This is a genomic window from Oleiphilus sp. HI0080 (assembly GCF_001635135.1).
Genome location: NZ_LWFU01000905.1, coordinates 1 through 834, shown reverse-complemented (window position 1 = coordinate 834; position 834 = coordinate 1). Strand labels below are relative to the sequence as shown.

Annotated in this window: 1 protein-coding gene; it reads right to left on the bottom strand. The window is 46.8% G+C overall.

From position 1 onward, the window contains the following. Window positions 1-714 (bottom strand): CHASE3 domain-containing protein (locus A3751_RS17865; RefSeq protein WP_156492604.1); only part of this gene is annotated, 714 nt, incomplete at its 3' end. Between the last annotated feature and the right edge of the window lie 120 nt (window positions 715-834).

Sequence of the window (834 nt, the reverse complement as noted above, 5' to 3'; positions counted from 1 at the left end):
GTTAGCGATTTTGGTTGCTACGCTCGCGGCATAGGATGGCTCACCGCCAAGCGCTCGAGTGATGTTTCGAGTCAGTAGTGCGGCAGCGATAATGCCGATCAGTATCGCGATGCCTGAGCCCAAGTACGTGCTCGTGGTTGCAAAGCTAGCAGTTGCGCTATTTTCATCTTGGTGAATCGCGATCAACTTGCGTTCTTCGGCAATAAAATCTTGCAGAATCTTGCGCATGTCTTCCATGTAGACGGGGCCATTACTGGACGTTACGAAGCTTGTCAGTGTACTTAATGGCCTCTCCCCTGAGAGTATTTTCTCGTGCAGATTTATTGCTTCGCGAAAGTGCTCAGATTGCCACGAACGCTCCAGCATTCTAACTTGATCAATGCGACTTGTTTGCGCTGAGTCATCTTGAATAAGCGGTGCAACGGCCTCGATAAGCTTATCAAAATGTTGTTTCCCTTCTCGGTAAGGCTCTAAGTAGCTTTCTCTTCCAGTGATGAGGTAGCCTCGTAAGCCGGACTCCATTTCGGTAACAGCGGCGAACAACTCGTCCCCTTTTTCGATAATCTTGTGGTCTTTATCGACTGTTTTTTGGCTCTCTATAAGATGGGAAAGCGTCTGGCTTCCTACCACCGAGATAATTGTGAACAGTACGAGAGGGATGGCAAAGCCGAGCCCTAGCTTCATTTTTAAACTGAGATTTTCGAACATATTCATCTTGCCCGCCCGTTGGATTAAATGCTTGTCCTAAACTTCTACTTCCCACTTCTTTTAGTTAGCGAGTCGTGAGAAAATCCTTTAACTTTGATGACGCTTTTGCGTTCTTAAGTAACCAAT